The sequence below is a fragment of the Micromonospora sp. URMC 107 genome (genome assembly GCF_051386315.1).
GTDB lineage: Bacteria > Actinomycetota > Actinomycetes > Mycobacteriales > Micromonosporaceae > Micromonospora.
Window position 1 is genome coordinate 1 of sequence record NZ_JBPQTK010000062.1, and the last position, 17,151, is coordinate 17,151.

A 17,151-nucleotide genomic window follows, 5' to 3' on the forward strand; every position below is an offset into this window, starting at 1 on the left:
GCTGATCATCCGCTTGATCGTCGCGGCCCGGCCCACGGCGCCGTAGAGGGCGTTGGCGGCGTCGTCGCCGGCGAGTCGGGCGTACGCGGCCGGAACGAGCAGGCCGCCACCGAGGAGGACCGCCACGACGGCGAGCACCAGGGTCACGCGGGATCGCATGAGTGGGTGAGCTCCAGAGGTCAGGGCCGGGGGGACCGGCTGGTTGTCGGACGGATCGGCGGCTCGCCGAGGGCCGGGGGATCCGCCCTCCGTGTTGCTCGGGGCGATCGTCGGCAGCCGATCGGTGTGACGGGGGAAGTCTACGTGCGGATCGGCGGTGCGCCAGAACCCGACACCTGGCAACTTGCCATGTAGGCGGGATATCGAGCCGCTATGCGGCTGTTGAGAGGATTCAGCTTTCCATAGTGAGCCAAGTCATAGTTTGGGCGGCTACCCGCAGTCGCCGCCCCGTGCCGAAAGTGTCTCCGGAAACCTGTTACACCCTCTGGTGCCCCGAGAGGCGAGCTGTAACACTTGACCCCATGTATGGCAACGACTTCTCCGCCGAGGACGCACCCGGCGGCGGCCTGCTCGGCGAGGTCGAGGCGGCGGAGGCGGCCCTGCGGGAGGCCGCCGAGCGTGGCCGCCGCGGCGGCGCCCCCGGCCCCGACGAGGACCTCGAGGCCTACTTCGCCGAGGTCATCGACGCCGACCAGAAGATCGAGCCGCGCGACTGGATGCCCGAGGCGTACCGCAAGACGCTGATCCGGCAGATCGCGCAGCACGCGCACTCCGAGATCATCGGCATGCAGCCGGAGGGCAACTGGATCAGCCGCGCCCCGTCGCTCAAGCGCAAGGCGATCCTGCTGGCCAAGGTCCAGGACGAGGCCGGCCACGGCCTCTACCTCTACGCCGCCGCCGAGACCCTCGGGATCAGCCGGGACGAGCTGGTCGAGCTGCTGCTGAACGGCCGCCAGAAGTACAGCTCGATCTTCAACTACCCCACCTTGACCTGGGCCGACGTGGGCGCGATCGGCTGGCTGGTGGACGGCGCCGCCATCGTCAACCAGGTGCCGCTCTGCCGCTGCTCCTACGGGCCGTACGCGCGGGCGATGATCCGGGTCTGCAAGGAGGAGTCGTTCCACCAGCGCCAGGGCTACGAGATCCTGCACACGCTCGCGCACGGCACCCCCGCCCAGAAGGCGATGGCGCAGGACGCCCTCGACCGCTGGTGGTACCCGTCGCTGGCGATGTTCGGCCCGCCGGACACCGACTCCACCCACTCGGCGCAGTCCATGGCCTGGAAGATCAAGCGCTTCTCGAACGACGAGCTGCGCCAGCGCTTCGTGGACATGTGCGTGCAGCAGGCCGAGATCCTCGGCCTGACCATTCCGGATCCGGCCCTGCGCTGGAACGAGTCCCGGCAGTCGTACGACTTCACCCAGCCCGACTACGACGAGCTGATGCGGGTCATCAAGGGCAACGGTCCGTGCAACCGGCAGCGGATGGAGCACCGCCGCCGCGCCCACGACGACGGCGCCTGGGTGCGTGAGGCCGCCGCGGCGTACGCCGCCAAGCGGGTGGAGAAGAAGGAGAAGGTGGCGGCGTGAGCGAGCGTAGCGAGCGAACGGACCAGCGCGGCGTGAGCGGTCCTTCGCCCTTGTGGGAGGTCTTCGTGCGGGCGCGGCGCGGGCTGTCGCACACCCACGTCGGCAGCCTGCACGCCCCCGACGCGGAGCTGGCCCTGCGCAACGCGCGGGACCTCTACACCCGCCGTCAGGAGGGCGTCTCCATCTGGGTGGTGCCGGCGGGCGCGATCACCGCCTCCAGCCCCGACGAGAAGGACGCGTTCTTCGACCCGGCGGCCGACAAGGTCTACCGCCACCCCACCTTCTACGACGTGCCGGACGGGGTGGCCCACCTGTGAACGGCCCCTTCGACTTCGCCCTCGCCCTCGGCGACGACGCGCTCGTCGCGGCGCAGCGGCTGGCCGAGTGGACCACCCGCGCGCCGGAGATGGAAGAGGACATCGCGCTGGCCAACATCGCTCTCGACCAGCTCGGTGCGGCCCGGCTCCTGCTGTCGTACGCGGGCGAGCTGGAGGGCGCCGGCCGGGACGAGGACGCGCTGGCGTTCCTCCGCGACGACCGGGAGTTCCGCAACTGCCTGCTGGTGGAGCAGCCCAACGGCGACTTCGCGGTCACCATGGCGAAGCTGTTCTTCCTCGCGGCCTACCAGCTCCCGCTCTACACCGCGCTGACCGGGTGCGCCGACGAGCGGCTGGCGGCGATCGGCGCCAAGGCCCGCAAGGAGTCGGCCTACCACCTCGACCACGGCTCGCTGTGGGTGCGGCGGCTCGGCGACGGCACCGAGGAGTCGCACCGGCGCATGCAGTCGGCGGTAGACCAGGTCTGGCCGTACGTGCACGAGCTGTTCGCTTCCGACCCGGCGGCGCCGGTCGACCCGGCCACCCTGCGGGCCGACTTCGACGCCACCGTCGCCGCCGTGCTCGACGAGGCCACGCTGACCCGGCCGGAGTCCGGCTGGGCGCCGGCCGGCGGGCGGGACGGCGTGCACACCGAGCACCTGTCCTACCTGCTCGCCGAGATGCAGGTGCTGCACCGCGCCCACCCCGGGGCGCGCTGGTGAGCGCGAACGGGGGGCCGCACCGGTGACTCCGCGGGAGGCCGTGGCTGCGGTGGTGGACCCGGAGATCCGGGTCGTCACCATCGACGACCTCGGCATCCTGCGGGCGGTCGACGAGGACCCGGCCACCGGCCGGGTGGTCGTGACCATCACCCCCACCTACACCGGCTGCCCGGCGATGGACGTGATCCGCGCCGACATCCGGCGGGCGCTGGCCGCCGCCGGGCATCCCGACGCCGACGTGCGGACCGTCTACAGCCCGGCGTGGAGCACCGACTGGATCTCCGACACCGGCCGGGCCAGGCTCGCCGCCGCCGGCATCGCCCCGCCGGCGCCCGTACGCGCCGGCAACGTGGTGCCGCTGACCCTCGCCGTCCGCTGCCCGCGCTGCGGCTCGCCCGAGACCGAGCAGGTCAGCCGCTTCGGCTCGACCGCGTGCAAGGCACTGTGGCGGTGCCGCTCCTGCCGTGAACCCTTCGACCACCTGAAGGCGCTGTGACTGTCACCATCACCCGCCCGGTCCGTCGCCGGCCGGTCTTCCACCCGCTCTCCGTCGCCGCCGTCGACCGGCTCACCGGCGACGCCGTGGCGGTCACCTTCGCCGTGCCCGAGGAGCTGCGGGAGACGTTCGCGTTCTCCGCTGGCCAGCACCTCACCGTCCGGCGGCCCGGTGCCGCCGGCGAGGACGTGCGGCGGTCGTACTCCATCTGCTCCACGCCCGACGACCTGGCCCGGCACGGCCGGCTGCGGATCGGCGTGCGGGAGATCCCCGGCGGCGCGTTCTCCGCGTTCGCCTGCGGCGCGCTGCGCGGCGGCGACACGATCGAGGTGCTGCCGCCGCTCGGGCACTTCACCACGGCCTTCGCGCCGGACCGGGTCCGCCACTACGGCGCGGTGGTCGCCGGCTCGGGCATCACCCCCGTGCTCGCGCTGGTCGCGACGGCGCTCGCCGTCGAGCCGGCCAGCACGTTCACGCTGGTGTACGGCAACCGCACGGCGAACACGGTGATGTTCGCCGAGGAGCTGGCCGACCTGAAGGACCGGTGGCCGACCCGGCTGCACCTGGTGCACGTGCTCTCCCGGGAGCAGGGCGAGTCGCCGCTGCTCTCCGGTCGGATCGACGCCGCCCGGCTGGGCCGGCTGCTGGACACCATCGTCCCCGGCGACGCCGTCGACGAGTGGTTCCTCTGCGGCCCGTACGACATGGTGGTGGACGCCCGGGAGGTGCTCGCCGCGCGTGGCGTGCCGGAGTCGGCGGTGCACACGGAGCTGTTCCACGTCGCCGAGGCCCCGGCCCCGCCGCGGCGCCCGGCCGACGAGCCCGGGGGTGGCGCCGAGGTGACGATCCTGCTGGACGGCCGGTCGTCGCGCTTCACGATGGGGCGCGACGAGCGGGTGCTGGACGCGGCGCTCAAGGTGCGCGGCGAGCTGCCCTACGCCTGCAAGGGCGGGGTCTGCTCGACCTGCAAGGCCAAGGTGGTCGACGGCGCGGTCACGATGGCCCGCAACTACGCGCTGGAGCCGGACGAGGTGGCCGCCGGCTACGTCCTCACCTGCCAGGCCAGCCCGACCACCGACCGGCTCACGGTCGACTACGACGCCTGACCGGGCTGCCCGCCGGGCGGCGGGGGAGGCCGGGTCGGCGGGGCCGGCGCTGGCACCGCGTCGACGCCGCCGACCCCCCACCCCGCCGGTGCTCAGCTCGCAGCCCCGACCCGGTGCCCGGCCGTCGGACGGGGGCCTGTGGCGTGGTCGACAGGAGTCCGGCGAGGCCGGCCGGGGAGGGGGCGACGTAGGCTCGGGGGGTGAGTGTGAGCCGGGAGATCGACGACATCCTGCAGCGTGGCGCGGACGGCGGGCGGATCACGCCCGAGGAGGCCCTGCTGCTCTACACCGAGGCGCCGTTCCACGCCCTGGGCGAGGCTGCCGACGCGGTGCGCCGACGGCGCTACCCGGACAACATCGTCACGTACCTGATCGACCGCAACATCAACTACACCAACGTCTGCGTGACGGCGTGCAAGTTCTGCGCGTTCTACCGGGCCCCCAAGCACAAGGAGGGCTGGACCCACCCGACCGAGGAGATCCTGCGCCGCTGCGGCGAGGCGGTCGAGTTGGGCGCCACCCAGGTCATGCTCCAGGGCGGCCACCACCCCGACTACGGCGTGGAGTACTACGAGGAGCTGTTCTCCTCGGTCAAGAAGGCCTACCCGCAGCTGGCGATCCACTCGATCGGCCCCAGCGAGATCCTGCACATGGCCAAGGTGTCCGGCGTCAGCCTGGACGAGGCCATCGCCCGGATCAAGGCGGCCGGGCTGGACTCGATCGCCGGCGCCGGCGCCGAGATGCTGCCCGCCCGGCCGCGTACGGCGATCGCGCCGCTGAAGGAGTCGGGCGAGCGCTGGTTGGAGGTCATGGAGCTGGCGCACCGGCAGGGCGTCGAGTCGACCGCCACCATGATGATGGGCACCGGCGAGACCGCCGCCGAGCGGATCGAGCACCTGCGGATGATCCGCGACGTGCAGGACCGCACGAAGGGCTTCCGGGCGTTCATCCCGTGGACGTACCAGCCGGAGAACAACCACCTCAAGGGCCGCACCCAGGCCACCACCCTGGAGTACCTGCGGCTGGTCGCCGTGGCCCGGCTCTTCTTCGAGACGGTGCCGCACCTGCAGGCGTCCTGGCTGACCACCGGCAAGGACGTCGGGCAGCTCGCCCTGCACATGGGCGTGGACGACCTCGGCTCGATCATGCTGGAGGAGAACGTCATCTCCTCCGCCGGCGCGCGGCACCGCTCCAACCTGCACGAGCTGATCGGCATGATCCGCTCGGCGGACCGGATCCCCGCCCAGCGCGACACCCTCTACAACCGGCTGGCCGTGCACCGGACCCCGGCCGACGATCCGACCGACGAGCGGGTGGTCTCGCACTTCTCCTCGATCGCCATGCCGGGCGGCGGCGCCGGAAAGGCCCTGCCGCTGGTCGACGCCCGCTGAGCGGCGCGTCGCGGCCACCCGCGCGACCCCGACACCCCACCGTCGTCCGGCGGTGGGGTGTCGTCGTACGCGGGCCGCTGTGTGGACGGTGGCGCACGGAGAGTGACCGTCGACGGCCTCGCCGGCTGGCCGATCGGGTGAATTCCCGTGGGCCGTTGATCTCGATTAGGTTGCCATTCGGGGCCGGTGCCGGGGCGGCAGGGGCAGCAAGACATATCAATCCGGGCATTCCTTAAGCGATTCTTAGCCACGCTGTTCAACGCGCCCGGCCTGCGGGGTGGCGTGCGTGATCGCTTACCGCTAACGTCCCCGGCCGTACCTTTCCTTCACCCCAACGGGGGGAACTCTTCCATGATCTTCCGTAACCGTTCGCTGGCGCGTATCGGCGCCGGCGCGCTGCTCGCCTCCGGCGCGTTGACCGCTCTCGGTAGCCCGGCCCACGCCGCAGGCACGGAGACGGACCTCGCGATCGAGGTGGCCGGCACGCGGGTCGCCGCCAACGCGCAGGGCAAGTTCGCCTACGCGAAGGTGACCAACACGGGCAAGAACACCCCGAGCGAACTGGCCGTGCGGGTGGACGTGTCCAAGGTCGACTTCGACAAGGTCGCCGCCGTGCCGGCCGTCGAGGACGGCTGCGACGTGGAGCTCGACGGGGAGAAGCCGACCGCGTTCGTCTGCTACGCGACGGAGAAGGGCCTGCCGGGCCCGGGTGAGACCACCGACCTGCCGATCGTCCTGTTCAAGTTCGAGGCCGAGGGCACCTACAAGGCTCCGCTCTCCTTCAAGCTCATCTCGAAGGACGACACCAACGCGGCGAACAACACCAAGACCGCCACGCTGGACTTCTCGGACGCCAGCGGGCCGGACCTCTCGGTCGTCGCCGAGGACGTCAAGCAGGCCGTGAAGATCGTCGACGGCAACCCGGTCTACTCCGGTGACCTGCACGCGGGCGGTCGTTCGGCGCTGACCTACTTCATCAGCAACCAGGGTGACGAGGCCGCCGCCGGTCTCAAGATCAGCGTCAAGCTGCCCAAGGGCGTGACCCCGACCGAGGTGGAGCAGGGCTGCGAGTACGCGGCCGACAAGTCCACCTTCACCTGCACCTACGCCAACTTCGGGCTGATCCCGCAGGACGAGGACACCAACCCCGAGGACAAGGTGTACTCGGCCTACGGCTTCTACCACCTGTTCGACGTGGCGGCGGGCGTGAAGCCGGGCGCCCTCAAGGGCGGTCTGGTCAGCGTCGAGCCGATCGGGTCCACGCCCGGCCAGCTGCGGGCCCCCAAGGCGGTCAACCTGCCGGAGAACGTCACCGGCCTGCAGGCCAAGGACGTGGACGCCACCGACAACTCCGACGGCTACGCGGTGATCGTCGCGGCCAAGGGCGGCACGGGCGGCGGCGGTGACGACGACGGCGGCCTGCCGGTGACCGGCGCGCAGACCACCCTCATCGGCGGCATCGGCGGCGCGGTGCTGGTCGCGGGTGCGGTCATGTTCATGGTGGCGCGGCGGCGCCGGGTCGTCCTGGTGACCCCGGGCGACGAGAAGCCGACGGCCTGACGGTCGTCCTCCATCGACCCGCGAGGGTCGTTCACATAACGCACGGCAGCGGGGGGGGGATGGGTGACCATCCCCCCCCCGCTGTGCGTCGGGCCGTCCGTCCGGATCGGCCGGACGGAGGAGACACGATCTGCCTGCTGGCGCGTCGCATCGACCTTCGATAACGTCCGCCCCGGTTCCGCAACCATCCGTTTCTTCCCTAACCCCACGGGGGACCGATGACCCTGTTCCATCGCTCGGCCCTGGCCCGCGCCGGTGCCGTGGCGCTCCTCGCGGCGGGCGGCCTGACCGCCGTCGCGGTTCCCGCCCACGCCGCCGACGGGCCGGACCTCGCCGTGGTCCCGCTCAGCACCCAGCTCGCGAAGGGTGTCGACGCGGCCCGGAGCAAGCCGTTCAAGTTCACCGTCACCAACGCCGGCACGGCCACGGCGGAGAACGTCTCGTACCGGGTGAACACCCGGGAGCTCAAGAAGCGGCGGGTCGGCTTCGTGGTGCCCGAGGGCTGCCACGTCATCGAGGACTACCTCTACCAGTGCTCCCTCGGCGACCTGCCCGCCGGGACCAGCAAGGACTTCGGCGTCCCGCTGTTCAGCACGGGCGGCCGGGGCGACGGCGGCGTGCTGGTCGTCGGCGTGGCCACCACGACGCCCGAGAGCGACCTCGGTGACGAGGTCGTCGAGGTGCCGGTCACCGTGACGAAGCCGGGCTACGACCTCACCGCCTGGGTGCAGGACGTCCAGGGCAACGTCGTGGTCAACGGCGCGGTGGCCGACGAGCCGGACCTGAGGCCGGTGCGCCGGGGCGAGACCGTCGCACTGGACTGGGCGGTCTACAACGACGGCAGCCGGCCCGCGACCGGCGTCTTCTACGGCATCACCCTCCCGGCGGGCGTGAGCTTCGTGACGCTGCCCGAGGGCTGCGTCGAGCAGGCGCTCCCCGACAGGGAGCAGGCGTTCTGCGAGGACGCCGGCGCGATCGTCCGCCGTGGGCAGTACTACACCGCCGACGTCACGGTGAAGGTCGGCGAGGACGTCACCGAGCCGGTGCTCCGGGAGGGCGACCTCTTCGCGTACGGGCTGGACGCCGCCGAGGGCGAGCCGGAGCAGGAGCCGCAGGTGGCCGGCCCGGCGCAGCGGAAGGCCTTCTCCGAGGTGGACGCGCTGGACAACCACACGGTCTTCGAGGCCTTCGTCGACCTGTCGGCGCAGCCCAGCCCGACGCCGACGCCGACCGGGGAGCCGACGCCGACGCCGACCGTGGCGCCGACGGCCACCCCGACGGGCGGGTCCACGGCGGTCCCGACCACGACCCCGGGCACCGGCGGCGGTGGCGGTGACGGCGGCGGGCTGCCGGTGACCGGCGTGCAGGCCGGCCTGATCGGCGGCATCGGCGTGGCCGTGCTGCTGGCCGGCGGCGCGCTGCTGCTGGTCTCCCGGCGGCGCAGGGTCGTCCTGGTGGCGCCCGGTGACGAGAAGTCGACCGACTGACGTACGGCCGCACGGGGGCGGGGTGGGCGACCATCCCGCCCCCCCCGTGGCGTACCCGGCCCCGTGGCGGGTCGGGCCACCGCGCCCCTGTGACGCACCCCGGCGGCGACCGACCCACCAGCCGACGGCGCGCGCGGGGCTGGCAGAGTGGAGGGGTGAGCCGTACCCCGCAGGGCCAGCGCGCCAGCCTGGACAAGCAGCCGCACGAGGTCGCCGCGATGTTCGACGGCGTGGCGGCTCGCTACGACCTGACCAACACCGTCCTCTCCTTCGGGCAGGACCGCCTCTGGCGGCGGGCCACCCGGGCCGCGCTCGACCTGCGGCCGGGTGAGCGGGTGCTCGATGTGGGCGCGGGCACCGGCGTCTCCACCGAGGAACTGGCCCAGTCGGGTGCGTACGCGGTGGGCGCGGACCTGTCCCTCGGCATGCTCCGCGTCGGCAAGCGGACCCGTCCCGAGGTGCCGCTGCTGGCCGGGGACGCGCTGAAGCTGCCCTTCGCCGACGCCAGCTTCGACGCGGTGACCATCTCCTTCGCGCTGCGCAACGTGAACGACACCGACGCCGCCCTGCGGGAGCTGGCCCGGGTCACCAGGCCGGGCGGCCGGCTGGTGGTGTGCGAGTTCAGCACCCCGGTGAACCCGGCGTTCCGCACGGTCTACCTGTCGTACCTGATGCGTTCGCTGCCGAGCGTGGCCCGCGCCGTCTCCAGCAACCCCGACGCGTACGTCTACCTGGCCGAGTCGATCCGGGCGTGGCCCGACCAGCCCGCCCTGGCCGCGCGGATCGGCGCGGCGGGCTGGGGCAGGGTGGCCTGGCGCAACCTGACCGGCGGGATCGCGGCACTGCACCGCGCGGTCCGCGCCTAGGCCGATCCGACCCCTTTTCCGCAGTTATCCGTTTTTGCTCCACTTTGTTCCGTAAGCTCGCCTCCATGACGGGACGACACCAGGCGGTCGGCGCGGAGGCCACCGACGACGCGACCGAACTCATCGCCCAGCTCAAGGAGCTGGCCGGCGCGGATCCCGCCGACGTCCGACAGGTGGTGGCCGAGGTGCTGGCCGCTCTGGACCGCGCCGCCGGCGGCGCGCTGCGCGAGCACCTGCCGGAGACGATCCGGCACGACGCCGGCCTGGACCCGGCCACCTCCGCCCGGCGCTGACGCCCGCCGACGACCCGCCCTCCGACCTCGGCCGACGTGTCCGGGGCAAGTTAGGTACCCCTGATCCGGCGTGGTCATGACGTCGGTCATAGACTCCCACCGTCTGGCTTGTGAAGCATTTCACGAGCATGCGGGAGGAGGCGCGGGATGGCCGCGGTGGAACAGGACGCCGACGTGATCGTCGTGGGCGCCGGTCCCGGTGGGTCGGCTACCGCGTACCACCTGGCTCGGCACGGCGTACGGGTGCTGCTGCTCGAGAAGACCGAGTTCCCCCGGGAGAAGGTCTGTGGCGACGGGCTGACCCCGCGCGCGGTGCGGCAGCTGATCCGGATGGGCGTGGACACCTCCCCCGAGGCGGGCTGGCTGCACAACCGGGGCCTGCGGGTCATCGGCGGCGGCGTCCGGCTGGAGCTGGACTGGCCCGACCTGGCGAGCTTCCCCAACTACGGCCTGGTGCGCACCCGGCTCGACTTCGACGACCTGCTCGCCCGGCGTGCCGTGGGGTCAGGCGCCGAGCTGCGCACCGGCGTGAACGTCACCGGCCCGGTGCTGGGCCCGGACGGCCGGGTGACCGGCGTCGAGGCGGAGGTCGGCCCGGGCAAGGAGCCCGCCACCTTCCACGCGCCCCTGGTCGTCGCGGCCGACGGGGTCTCCGGCCGCTTCCCGCTCGCCCTCGGGCTGGCCAAGCGCGAGGACCGGCCGATCGGCGTCGCCGTCCGCCGCTACTACCGCTCGCCGGCCAAGCACGACGACAACTACCTGGAATCCTGGCTGGAGCTGCGCAGCAAGGACAGCGGCGACAACCTGCTGCCCGGGTACGGCTGGATCTTCGGGCTGGGTGACGGCCGGGTCAACGTCGGCCTCGGCGTGCTCAACTCCTCGTCCGCGTTCGGCAAGACCAACTACCGTCGGCTGCTCACCGACTGGCTGGCCAACACGCCCGCCGACTGGGGCATGACCGACGAGGCGAACGCGGAGGGCCCGATCCTCGGCGCCGCCCTCCCCATGGGCTTCAACCGGGTGCCGCACTACACCCGCGGCGTGATGCTGGTCGGTGACTCCGGCGGCATGGTCAACCCGTTCAACGGCGAGGGCATCGCGTACGCGATGGAGTCCGGCGAGCTGGCCGCGGAGGTCGCCGTGCAGGCGCTCGCGCGCCCCGCCGGCGCGGACCGGGAGCGCGCCCTCGCGGCGTACTCGACGGAGTTGAAGGCCCGCTTCGGCGGCTACTACCGGCTCGGCGGCATCTTCGTGAAGCTCATCGGCCGGCCCGAGATCATGCGGATGGCCACGAAGCACGGCATGCCGCACCCGATGTTGATGCGCTTCGTGCTCAAGCTGCTGGCCAACCTGACCGACCCCCGGGACGGGGACGCGATGGACCGCGTCATCAACGCGATGACGAGAGTGGCGCCGGCCGTGTAGCGCGAGGAGTGAGCCCGCGAGCCCCCGCGGTCGCCAGCGAAGGCAGCCCGGTGTGACGGCCCCGTCCACGGTCGGCGATGGCTGCAGGCGCGGACAAGGGAGATCGACCCCCGCCGACGACCGTCGCGAGGGACGTGAATAGTGTGATTTTTGACAAGGACCAGGGCAGGGAAGGACGAGCAGGAGAAAACGATGTCGCTCTCGCCTTACGCACCGATCATCGGGCTGTTCGCCCTCGCCGCGGGGTTCGCGCTGTTCTCCGTGGGCGCTGCCCGCTTCGCCGGTCCCCGGCGCTACAACAAGGCCAAGCTCGAGGCGTACGAGTGCGGCATCGAGCCCAGCCCGCAGCCGGTCGGCGGCGGCCGGTTCCCGATCAAGTTCTACCTGACGGCGATGCTCTTCATCGTCTTCGACATCGAGATCATCTTCCTCTACCCCTGGGCGGTCTCGTTCGACGCCCTGCCGATCTTCGGCTTCGTGGAGATGGTCCTGTTCATCGTCGCGGTCTTCGTCGCCTACGCCTACGTCTGGCGGCGCGGCGGCCTGGACTGGGACTGAGGGAGGAACCTCAGATGGGTATCGAGGAGAAGCTTCCCGCCGGTGTCCTGCTCACCTCGGTGGAGAAGCTGGTCAACTGGTCGCGGAAGACGTCGGTCTGGGGGGCCACCTTCGGCCTGGCCTGCTGCGCCATCGAGATGATGGCCGCCGGCGGTCCGCACTACGACATGGGCCGCTGGGGCATGGAGGTCTTCCGGGCCTCGCCCCGACAGGCCGACCTGATGATCGTGGCCGGCCGGGTGAGCCAGAAGATGGCCCCGGTGCTGCGCCAGATCTACGACCAGATGGCGGAGCCCCGCTGGGTCATCTCGATGGGCGTCTGCGCCAGCAGCGGCGGCATGTTCAACAACTACGCCATCGTGCAGGGCGTCGACCACATCGTCCCGGTCGACATGTACCTGCCCGGCTGCCCGCCCCGGCCCGAGATGCTCATCGACGCGGTGCTCAAGCTGCGCGAGAAGATCGGGCACGAGCCGCTCGGCCCGAACGGCCGCAAGATGCTCGAGGCGCGCCAGGCCCGCGGCGACGTCCCGGTCGTCCCCTACGGCTCGATGCCGTCGTCGTACCGCAGCGACAAGGCCCGGCGGGCCGAGTGGACCAAGGCGGTCCGTGAGGGTCGCGAGGAGCAGCTGCGGATCGAGAACTGGATGAAGGCCCAGAACCACCTTCAGCACGGGGGTGTCCAGAAGTGACCGCGCCTCAGGACAGGAAAGACGACGGCGGCGTGCCGGTACCGGTCACGCCGGCCGGCGCCAGCAGCACCGCACCCGCCGAGTACCCCCCGGCCAGCCCGGCCGGCCGGGGCATGTTCGGCAACCAGGGCACCGGGGACGTGTCCGGCTTCGGCGGCCTCGTCCGCCAGCGCCGGACCATCGAGGACGCGCCCCGGCCGTACGGGGGCTACTTCGACGAGGTCCGCGACGCGCTGGAGGAGGCGTACCCGGCCTTCGCCGACGCCGTCGAGAAGGTCGTGGTCGACCGGGGCGAGCTGACCCTGCACATCCGCCCGGAGCGGATCGCCGAGGTCTGCCAGGTGATGCGCGACGACATGGCGCTCCGCTTCGAGCTCTGCTCCTCGGTGTCGGGGGTCGACTACCTCGGCGCCGACGCCCGCCGCCTGCACGTCGTCTACCAGCTCACCTCGATGACCTACCGCCGCACGGTGCGGCTGGAGGCCGCGGTCTCCGCCGAGGACCCGCACCTGCCGAGCGTCACGTCGGTCTACCCGACGGCCGACTGGCAGGAGCGCGAGGCGTACGACATGTTCGGCATCGTCTTCGACGGTCACCCCAACCTGACCCGGATCCTGATGCCGGACGACTGGGAGGGGCACCCGCAGCGCAAGGATTACCCCCTCGGCGGCGTGCCCGTCGAGTACAAGGGCGCTGAGATCCCGCCGCCGGACCGGAGGAGGTCCTACCAGTGAGCGCGAGGAGTGAGCTTGCGAGCCCCGCAGTCGTGAACGGAGGGCCGGCACTGTGACCACGTCGAACTACGCCGCCGAGCGCGACACCACCGAGGGCAGGGTCTTCACCGTCACCGGTGGCGACTGGGACAGCGTCGTCTCGGGGACCGACCCGATCAACGACGAGCGGATCGTCGTCAACATGGGCCCGCAGCACCCGTCGACGCACGGCGTGCTCCGGCTGGTCCTGGAGCTGGAGGGCGAGACGGTCCGCGAGGCCCGCTCGGTCGTCGGCTACCTGCACACCGGCATCGAGAAGAACCTCGAATACCGCAACTGGGTCCAGGGCAGCACCTTCGTGACCCGGATGGACTACCTCTCCCCGATCTTCAACGAGACGGGTTACGCGCTGGCGGTGGAGAAGCTGCTCGGGATCTCCGACCAGATCACCGAGCGGGCGAACACCATCCGGGTCCTGATGATGGAGCTGAACCGGATCTCGTCGCACCTGGTCTGGGTGGCCACCACCGCCATGGAGCTGGGCGCGATCAACATGATGCTCTACGGCTTCCGCGAGCGTGAGTACATCCTGGAGATCTTCGAGATCATCACCGGCCTGCGGATGAACCACGCGTACGTCCGGCCGGGCGGCGTCGCCCAGGACGTGCCGGACGAGGCGATCGTCAAGATCCGCGAGTTCCTGAAGCTGCTGCCGAAGCGGCTCAAGGAGTACGAGAACCTCCTCTCCGGGCAGCCCATCTGGCTCGAGCGGACGAAGAACGTCGCGGTGCTCGACGTGACGGGCTGCGTCGCGCTCGGCGTGACCGGCCCGGTGCTGCGCTCCGCCGGCCTGGCCTGGGACCTGCGCAAGACCATGCCGTACTGCGGCTACGAGACGTACGAGTTCGACGTGCCGACGCACACCGACGGCGACGTGTGGGGCCGCTACGTGGTCCGGCTCGCCGAGATCCGGGAGTCGCTCAAGCTCGTCGAGCAGGCGTTGGACCGGCTCAAGCCGGGCCCGGTCATGGTGGCCGACAAGAAGATCGCCTGGCCGGCGCAGCTCGCCATCGGCGTCGACGGCATGGGCAACTCGCTGGAGCACGTCGCGAAGATCATGGGTCAGTCGATGGAGTCGCTGATCCACCACTTCAAGCTCGTCACCGAGGGTTTCCGGGTGCCGCCGGGCCAGGTCTACGTCGGCATCGAGTCGCCCCGCGGCGAGCTGGGCGTGCACGCCGTCTCCGACGGTGGCACCCGGCCGTACCGGGTGCACTACCGGGAGCCGAGCTTCGTCAACCTCCAGGCCCTCCCGGCGATGGCCGAGGGCGGCCTGATCGCCGACGTGATCGCCGGTGGGGCTTCGCTGGACCCCGTCATGGGGGGGTGTGACCGGTGAGCGCGAGGAGTGAGCTTGCGAGCCCCGCAGTCGTGAACGGAAGGCGACGCTGATGAGCGTTTTCACTGACGAGACCCGCGAGCGGGCACGGGAGATCATCGCCCGCTACCCGGCCGACCGGTCGCGGTCGGCGCTGCTGCCGCTGCTGCACCTCGTGCAGGCCGAGGAGGGCTACGTCTCGCCGGCCGGCGTGGCGTTCTGCGCCGAGGTGCTGGGCCTGAACAAGGCCCAGGTCGGGGCGGTCGCCACCTTCTACACCATGTACAAGCGCCGGCCGACCGGCGACTACCTGGTGAGCGTCTGCACCAACACGATGTGCAACGTGCTCGGTGGACAGGAGGTCTACGACACCCTCGCCGAGCACCTCGGCGTGGGGCACGACGAGACCACCGCCGACGGGAAGATCACCCTGGAGCACGCCGAGTGCCTGGCGGCGTGCGACTACGGCCCGGTGATGACCGTCAACTACGACTTCTTCGACGGGGTGGACCCGCAGACCGCGCGCGGCGTGGTCGACGAGCTGCGTGCCGGTGGCCGGCCGATGCCGACCCGGGGCGCCCGGCTCTGCACCCTCAAGGAGATGGCGGTGCAGCTCGCCGGCTTCGCCGACGAGCGGGAGGGCGCGGTCGCCGACGGCGGGCCGGGGGAGCCCACCCTCCGGGGGCTGCGGCTGGCGCAGGAGCACGGCATCTCGGTGCCGGGCTTCGACCCGAACACCCCGATCCGGAGCAAGGCCGAGGCCGACAAGGCCGCCGCCGAGGCGAAGGCCAGGAGCGAGGCCGCCGCGAAGCCGGCCCCCGAGCCGGCCAGGGCCGTCCCGGCCGCGAGCGGCAACGGCGCCGGGCCCGCCACGGGCACCACCGGCAACGCGGGCACCGGCGCGCCGGCCCCCGCCGCCGAGGCGGCCGGCAGCACGACCCGGGACGTGAAGGCGCCGGACGACAAGTCGCCCGAGGTGCGGGCCGCCGAGACCCGGCAGCCCGACGCGGCGACCGCCGTGCCGGACGCGCCCGGCACCAAGATTCCGGTGGACCCCACGCCGCCGGCTCCCCGCGACGCGCAGGAGGCGGAGGCCGCCGGCGCGGCGGCCAACGCGCCGGCCGGCGACGGCAAGCCCGCCGGCGACGAGGCCGGGGCGCAGGAGCGCAACCTCAAGGAAGCCGAGGCGGGCACCGGTGGCGCCGGCTCCGCCGTCGCGAGCGAGACGGGGGTCCAGAAGTGACCACTCCCCGGCCGGAGACCCTGGCCAAGCTGACGCCGGTACTCACCAAGCGCTGGCTGTCGCCGGACGCCTGGCGGATCGGCACCTACGAGAAGCTCGACGGCTACGCGGCCCTGCGCAAGGCGCTCAAGGCGCACCCGGACGACCTGATCCAGCTGATCAAGGACTCCGGGCTGCGCGGTCGCGGCGGCGCCGGCTTCCCGACCGGTCTCAAGTGGGGGTTCATCCCGCAGGGCGACGGCAAGCCGCACTACCTCGTGGTCAACGCCGACGAGGGCGAGCCGGGCACCTGCAAGGACCTCCCGCTGATGACGCACGACCCGCACGCGCTCGTCGAGGGCGTGATCATCGCGTCGTACGCGATCCGGGCCAACCGCGCCTACATCTACATCCGCGGCGAGGCGGTGCACGCCGCGCGCCGGCTGCGCAACGCCGTGCGGGAGGCGACCGCCAAGGGCTACCTCGGCCGGAACATCCTCGGCTCCGGGTTCGACCTGGAGCTGGTGGTGCACTCGGGCGCCGGGGCGTACATCTGCGGTGAGGAGACCGCGCTGCTGGACTCGCTGGAGGGCTTCCGGGGCCAGCCCCGGCTGCGCCCGCCGTTCCCGGCGACCCACGGCCTGTACGCGAGCCCGACGGTGGTCAACAACGTCGGCACCATCGCCAGCGTGCCGTACATCGTGCTGGGCGGCGCCGACTGGTGGAAGACCATGGGCACGGAGAAGTCGTCCGGCCCGATGATCTACTCGCTCTCCGGCCGGATCGCCAACCCCGGCCAGTTCGAGTGCACGATGGGCGTCACCCTGCGGGAGCTGATCGAGCTGGCCGGCGGCATGCAGCCCGGCCACAACCTGAGGTTCTGGACGCCGGGTGGCTCGTCGACGCCGCTGCTCACCGCGGAGCACCTGGACGTGCCGCTGGACTTCGAGGGGGTGGCGGCGGCCGGCTCGATCCTCGGCACCACGGCCACCCAGATCTTCTCCGACCAGGACTGCCCGGTCTACGCGACCTACCGGTGGCTGGAGTTCTACCACCACGAGTCGTGCGGCAAGTGCACCCCGTGCCGCGAGGGCAACTACTGGATGGTCCGGGTCTACCGGCGGATCCTCGCCGGTCAGGGCACCCACGAGGACCTGGACACCCTGCTGGACACCTGCGACAACATCCTCGGCCGCTCGTTCTGCGGTCTGGGTGACGGCGCGACCAGCTCGGTGACCTCGTCGCTGAAGTACTTCAAGCAGGACTACCTCGACTACATCGAGGGACGTACCGCGCCGAAGCTGTCGGACAAGCAGCTAGTGGGAGCGCACTGATG

General features: G+C 71.8%; 17 protein-coding genes. All 17 read left to right on the forward strand.

Annotated features, from left to right (window positions below; translation table 11 throughout):
- The first annotated feature begins 521 nt into the window (after nt 1–521).
- Nucleotides 522–1,589, forward strand: coding sequence for a 1,2-phenylacetyl-CoA epoxidase subunit PaaA (gene paaA / locus ACSNN9_RS16015; RefSeq protein ID WP_436674000.1), 1,068 nt, complete (start codon nt 522–524; stop codon nt 1,587–1,589).
- Nucleotides 1,586–1,906, forward strand: coding sequence for a 1,2-phenylacetyl-CoA epoxidase subunit PaaB (gene paaB, locus ACSNN9_RS16020; protein WP_121397098.1), 321 nt, complete (start codon nt 1,586–1,588; stop codon nt 1,904–1,906). Before paaA ends, paaB begins: the two co-directional genes overlap by 4 nt.
- Entirely contained in the window at nt 1,903–2,628 is a 726-nt protein-coding gene (paaC, locus tag ACSNN9_RS16025; RefSeq protein WP_436674002.1) for a 1,2-phenylacetyl-CoA epoxidase subunit PaaC, read from the forward strand. The genes paaB and paaC overlap by 4 nt, the downstream gene beginning before the upstream one ends.
- 22 nt (nt 2,629–2,650) lie before the next feature.
- Nucleotides 2,651–3,124, forward strand: coding sequence for a 1,2-phenylacetyl-CoA epoxidase subunit PaaD (gene paaD / locus ACSNN9_RS16030; protein ID WP_436674003.1), 474 nt, complete (start codon nt 2,651–2,653; stop codon nt 3,122–3,124).
- The gene (gene paaE / locus ACSNN9_RS16035) at nt 3,121–4,230 is read left to right on the forward strand and encodes a 1,2-phenylacetyl-CoA epoxidase subunit PaaE (protein ID WP_436674005.1); all 1,110 of its coding nucleotides are present in this window, start codon (nt 3,121–3,123) and stop codon (nt 4,228–4,230) included. The genes paaD and paaE overlap by 4 nt, the downstream gene beginning before the upstream one ends.
- A gap of 200 nt (nt 4,231–4,430) precedes the next feature.
- Nucleotides 4,431–5,621, forward strand: coding sequence for a cyclic dehypoxanthinyl futalosine synthase (gene mqnC / locus ACSNN9_RS16040; protein WP_358091035.1), 1,191 nt, complete (start codon nt 4,431–4,433; stop codon nt 5,619–5,621).
- A gap of 351 nt (nt 5,622–5,972) precedes the next feature.
- Nucleotides 5,973–7,181: an LPXTG cell wall anchor domain-containing protein gene (locus tag ACSNN9_RS16045; protein WP_436674007.1), complete on the forward strand. Its 1,209-nt coding sequence runs from the start codon at nt 5,973–5,975 to the stop codon at nt 7,179–7,181.
- 218 nt (nt 7,182–7,399) lie between these two features.
- Nucleotides 7,400–8,668, forward strand: coding sequence for a cell wall anchor protein (locus tag ACSNN9_RS16050; protein WP_436674009.1), 1,269 nt, complete (start codon nt 7,400–7,402; stop codon nt 8,666–8,668).
- Between the two features lie 155 nt (nt 8,669–8,823).
- Nucleotides 8,824–9,534: a demethylmenaquinone methyltransferase gene (locus ACSNN9_RS16055; protein WP_436674011.1), complete on the forward strand. Its 711-nt coding sequence runs from the start codon at nt 8,824–8,826 to the stop codon at nt 9,532–9,534.
- Between the two features lie 65 nt (nt 9,535–9,599).
- The gene (locus ACSNN9_RS16060; protein WP_358091027.1) at nt 9,600–9,827 is read left to right on the forward strand and encodes a hypothetical protein; all 228 of its coding nucleotides are present in this window, start codon (nt 9,600–9,602) and stop codon (nt 9,825–9,827) included.
- Nucleotides 9,828–9,974: 147 nt separating this feature from the next.
- A complete protein-coding gene (locus tag ACSNN9_RS16065; protein WP_436674013.1) occupies nt 9,975–11,252 on the forward strand; it encodes a geranylgeranyl reductase family protein in 1,278 nt (425 codons plus the stop codon).
- Between the two features lie 192 nt (nt 11,253–11,444).
- The gene (locus ACSNN9_RS16070) at nt 11,445–11,810 is read left to right on the forward strand and encodes an NADH-quinone oxidoreductase subunit A (protein WP_091099323.1); all 366 of its coding nucleotides are present in this window, start codon (nt 11,445–11,447) and stop codon (nt 11,808–11,810) included.
- Between the two features lie 14 nt (nt 11,811–11,824).
- Complete coding sequence (locus tag ACSNN9_RS16075) at nt 11,825–12,502, forward strand: NuoB/complex I 20 kDa subunit family protein (RefSeq protein ID WP_089002433.1); 678 nt, start codon at nt 11,825–11,827, stop codon at nt 12,500–12,502.
- Nucleotides 12,499–13,236 carry an NADH-quinone oxidoreductase subunit C gene (locus ACSNN9_RS16080; RefSeq protein WP_436674015.1) on the forward strand — a complete coding sequence of 246 codons (738 nt, stop codon included), beginning with the start codon at nt 12,499–12,501 and terminating at the stop codon, nt 13,234–13,236. The genes ACSNN9_RS16075 and ACSNN9_RS16080 overlap by 4 nt, the downstream gene beginning before the upstream one ends.
- Nucleotides 13,237–13,288: 52 nt before the next feature.
- The gene (locus ACSNN9_RS16085) at nt 13,289–14,614 is read left to right on the forward strand and encodes an NADH-quinone oxidoreductase subunit D (protein WP_357872710.1); all 1,326 of its coding nucleotides are present in this window, start codon (nt 13,289–13,291) and stop codon (nt 14,612–14,614) included.
- A 52-nt stretch (nt 14,615–14,666) separates the two neighbouring features.
- Nucleotides 14,667–15,836 carry an NADH-quinone oxidoreductase subunit NuoE gene (gene nuoE, locus ACSNN9_RS16090; protein ID WP_436674016.1) on the forward strand — a complete coding sequence of 390 codons (1,170 nt, stop codon included), beginning with the start codon at nt 14,667–14,669 and terminating at the stop codon, nt 15,834–15,836.
- Nucleotides 15,833–17,149: an NADH-quinone oxidoreductase subunit NuoF gene (nuoF, locus tag ACSNN9_RS16095; protein ID WP_121397083.1), complete on the forward strand. Its 1,317-nt coding sequence runs from the start codon at nt 15,833–15,835 to the stop codon at nt 17,147–17,149. Before nuoE ends, nuoF begins: the two co-directional genes overlap by 4 nt.
- The last annotated feature ends 2 nt before the right edge of the window (nt 17,150–17,151 follow it).

Bases quoted from the DNA above. Each gene is read 5' to 3' on its own strand.
- paaA (WP_436674000.1), top strand. From the start codon at position 522: ATGTATGGCAACGACTTCTCCGCCGAGGACGCACCCGGCGGCGGCCTG.
- ACSNN9_RS16045 (WP_436674007.1), top strand. From the start codon at position 5,973: ATGATCTTCCGTAACCGTTCGCTGGCGCGTATCGGCGCCGGCGCGCTG.
- ACSNN9_RS16050 (WP_436674009.1), top strand. From the start codon at position 7,400: ATGACCCTGTTCCATCGCTCGGCCCTGGCCCGCGCCGGTGCCGTGGCG.
- ACSNN9_RS16060 (WP_358091027.1), top strand. From the start codon at position 9,600: ATGACGGGACGACACCAGGCGGTCGGCGCGGAGGCCACCGACGACGCG.
- ACSNN9_RS16065 (WP_436674013.1), top strand. From the start codon at position 9,975: ATGGCCGCGGTGGAACAGGACGCCGACGTGATCGTCGTGGGCGCCGGT.
- ACSNN9_RS16070 (WP_091099323.1), top strand. From the start codon at position 11,445: ATGTCGCTCTCGCCTTACGCACCGATCATCGGGCTGTTCGCCCTCGCC.
- ACSNN9_RS16075 (WP_089002433.1), top strand. From the start codon at position 11,825: ATGGGTATCGAGGAGAAGCTTCCCGCCGGTGTCCTGCTCACCTCGGTG.
- nuoE (WP_436674016.1), top strand. From the start codon at position 14,667: ATGAGCGTTTTCACTGACGAGACCCGCGAGCGGGCACGGGAGATCATC.